The 2,855-nt window shown below is 70.4% G+C and carries 1 protein-coding gene and 3 tRNA genes; all 4 read right to left on the bottom strand.

Annotated features, from left to right (window positions below):
* Nucleotides 1-460: 460 nt before the first annotated feature.
* Nucleotides 461-1,969 carry a sodium/proline symporter PutP gene (gene putP, locus ABD254_RS11415; protein WP_344248466.1) on the bottom strand — a complete coding sequence of 503 codons (1,509 nt, stop codon included), beginning with the start codon at nucleotides 1,967-1,969 and terminating at the stop codon, nucleotides 461-463.
* A 188-nt stretch (nucleotides 1,970-2,157) separates the two neighbouring features.
* A tRNA-Arg gene (locus tag ABD254_RS11410) sits at nucleotides 2,158-2,230 on the bottom strand.
* Nucleotides 2,231-2,423: 193 nt separating this feature from the next.
* Nucleotides 2,424-2,515: transfer RNA gene (locus tag ABD254_RS11405), tRNA-Ser, on the bottom strand.
* Nucleotides 2,516-2,674: 159 nt separating this feature from the next.
* Nucleotides 2,675-2,762 (bottom strand) — tRNA-Ser (locus tag ABD254_RS11400).
* Nucleotides 2,763-2,855 lie beyond the last annotated feature (93 nt).

Raw genomic sequence — 2,855 nt, 5'->3', positions numbered from 1 at the left:
GACGCACACCCAACAAGCCAGAACCTCAGTCCCAACCCGCCCGGGGCAACCCCTCAAACTTACCAGACTCTCTTCTTCTTCTCAATTCGCTCCGATCCGAGGATCAGCAGCTCCTTGACGAGAAGGAATCGACGAGCCCCACCGATACGAAGCGCACAAAACTGCCTCGATCTCAGGAAGTGGGTTTCAGTCCCGGCCCGGCCATCGGTACCCAGCCTCTCGGCTGTCTCCTCGATGTCCGTCGGCCTGTCGGGCTGACTCGGAGAACATTACCCACGACCCCACCAGAACGCAACGCGGGCGGACGTGGCGCGCGCCACGTCCCGCAACCTGCGCCGAGCCGGCTGCCCGACAAGCGGGCCCCCGGCGGCCCGGGAACGCTCGAGGGCGGCCCCGGCCGTGGCCGGGACCGCCCTCGAGCGGCACCCTCGCCCCGCGGCAGGACCGCGGGTTCGCATCGTCAGGCGACGGTGGCCGGCTCAGGCTCCGCACCCGCGGCGAGTCGCCGGGCGGCGTCGAACTCCTCGAGCACGGCGGCGTCCGGCCTCGGGGTCAGCCAGCTGACGACGACGGCGACGAGCAGGCCGGCACCGAAGCCCGGCACGATCTCGTACAGCGTGTCCGCGAGGCCCGACCGTCCCCAGACGAAGGCGACCACGGCGCCCACGACCATCCCGGACAGCGCGCCCCAACGGGTGAGGCGTCGCCAGTACAGGCTCAGGATGACGACCGGGCCGAACGCCGAGCCGAACCCGGCCCACGCGAAACCCACGAGGTCCAGGATCGACGACGTCCGGTCGAGGGCGATCACGCCGGCGACCACGGCGACCAGGAGCACCCCCGCACGACCGAGCATGACCTCCGCCCGGCTGCTCATCGTCCGTCCCGTCATCTTCACCAGGTCCTCGACCAGCGCGGAGGAGGACACGATGAGCTGCGACGAGATCGTCGACATGATCGCGGCGAGCACAGCCGCGAGTACCAGGCCGGCCACCAGCGGGTGGAACAGCAGCTGCGCGAGGACCAGGAAGACCGTCTCGGGGTTTTCGAGCTGCAGGCCCTCCACGCTCGCGTAGGCGACGCCGATGAGGCCGGTCATGACCGCACCGAGCGCGGTGAGGATCATCCAGCCGATGCCGATCCGGCGTCCGACCGTGGCGTCCTTCGGGCTCCGGAGCGCCATGAACCGCACGATGATGTGCGGCTGGCCGAAGTACCCGAGGCCCCACGCGAGGGCGGAGATCACGCCGGTCGCGGACGCGCCGGCGAGGAATGACAGGTGGTTCGAGGTCCCGCCGGCGTCCGCGGCGAGGATCCCCTCGCGCACCACGCTCCAGCCACCCAGCTCGACGACGGCGATGACCGGCACCGCGACGAGCGCCGCGAGCATGAGGATGCCCTGCGCGACGTCGGTCCAGGTCGCGCCAAGGAAGCCGCCGAAGAGCGTGTACGCGAGGGTCACGCCACCCACCACGAGCAGTCCGGTGAGGTAGTCGAGCCCGAACGAGCTCTCGAAGAACGTGCCGCCGGCCACCATTCCCGACGAGACGTAGAACGTGAAGAACACCAGGACGATGGCGCCCGCGGCGACGCGCAGGAGGTGCGCCGGGTCGCGCAGCCGGTTGTCGAAGAAGCTCGGCACGGTGATCGAGTTGTTCGCGACCTCGGTGTAGGCGCGCAGCCGGGGCGCCACGAACTTCCAGTTCAGCCAGGCCCCGATCGTCAGGCCGACCGCGATCCAGGCCTCGACGAGGCCGGTGGTGTAGACGACTCCGGGCAGACCCATGAGCAGCCAGCCCGACATGTCGGAGGCACCGGCGCTCAGCGCCGCGACGCCGGGGCTCAGCCGGCGGCCTCCGAGCATGTAGTCGTCCAGGTCGTCGGTCCTGCGGTACGCGGCGTAGCCGATGGCGAGCATCGCCGCGAGGTACGCGACGATCGCGATCGTCTGCCAGGTCTGATCGCTCATGCGATCGATCACCCTCTCGGTCGTGTGGTGCAGCGTCTGGCGCGCCTCGCGCCGACCGCCGCGTCGTGCACGACGGACCGGGGCCAGGTCAGGCCGTGGTCGGCGTTGACCTCGCTGCTGTGCCACCCCGTGGGTCCGGGAAAGAACAACGGCCCGATCCCTGGGGGATCGAGCCGTGAGTTCTTCTGTGCGCCCGGAGGGATTCGAACCCCCAACCTTCTGATCCGTAGTCAGATGCTCTATCCGTTGAGCTACGGGCGCAGACCCGGTCGATACTCTCGTACCGGCCGACCAGAACATTACCGCCCCGGCGGCGGTTCCCCAAACCGAGGGGCCCCATCGTGACGCACGACACCGGCGGGCCGTACAGGCCCCGCGCCGACCCCGCGGGCTCAGGCCGCGGGAAGGCCGGGACAACAGAAAAGGCCCCGGGCGTCGAGCACCGGAGCCTTCCTGGCGGAGACGGCGGGATTTGAACCCGCGAACGGGTTGCCCCGTTACCACCTTAGCAGGGTGGCGCACTAGACCAGACTATGCGACGTCTCCTCGCGAGAGGCAGCAGCGCTGCCATACCGCGGCGCCCAGAGTAACCGCCGACAGGCACCCGGGGCAAAGCCGCACCCCTGCGGCGCCCTCCGAGGACGCCGCGGCATGGTCCGGCGGGACGCCGAACGCCCCGACGGTCCGGCCGTCGGGGCGTCCGCGTGGCGGAGGGCGAGGGATTCGAACCCCCGGTGCGTCGCCGCACAACGGTTTTCAAGACCGTCACATTAGGCCGCTCTGTCAGCCCTCCTCGGACCGCCGCGCCCGCGGCCGCCCGGCACAGGAGTGTACCGGCCGGCTCGTGCCGCGGGCCGAGGGCGTCGTCCCGCGCGAACCTGCGCAG

Origin of the sequence: Isoptericola hypogeus, assembly GCF_039531145.1 — a bacterium.
Classification (GTDB): Bacteria; Actinomycetota; Actinomycetes; order Actinomycetales; family Cellulomonadaceae; genus Isoptericola; species Isoptericola hypogeus.
This window is presented reverse-complemented; position numbering and strand designations above follow the sequence as displayed.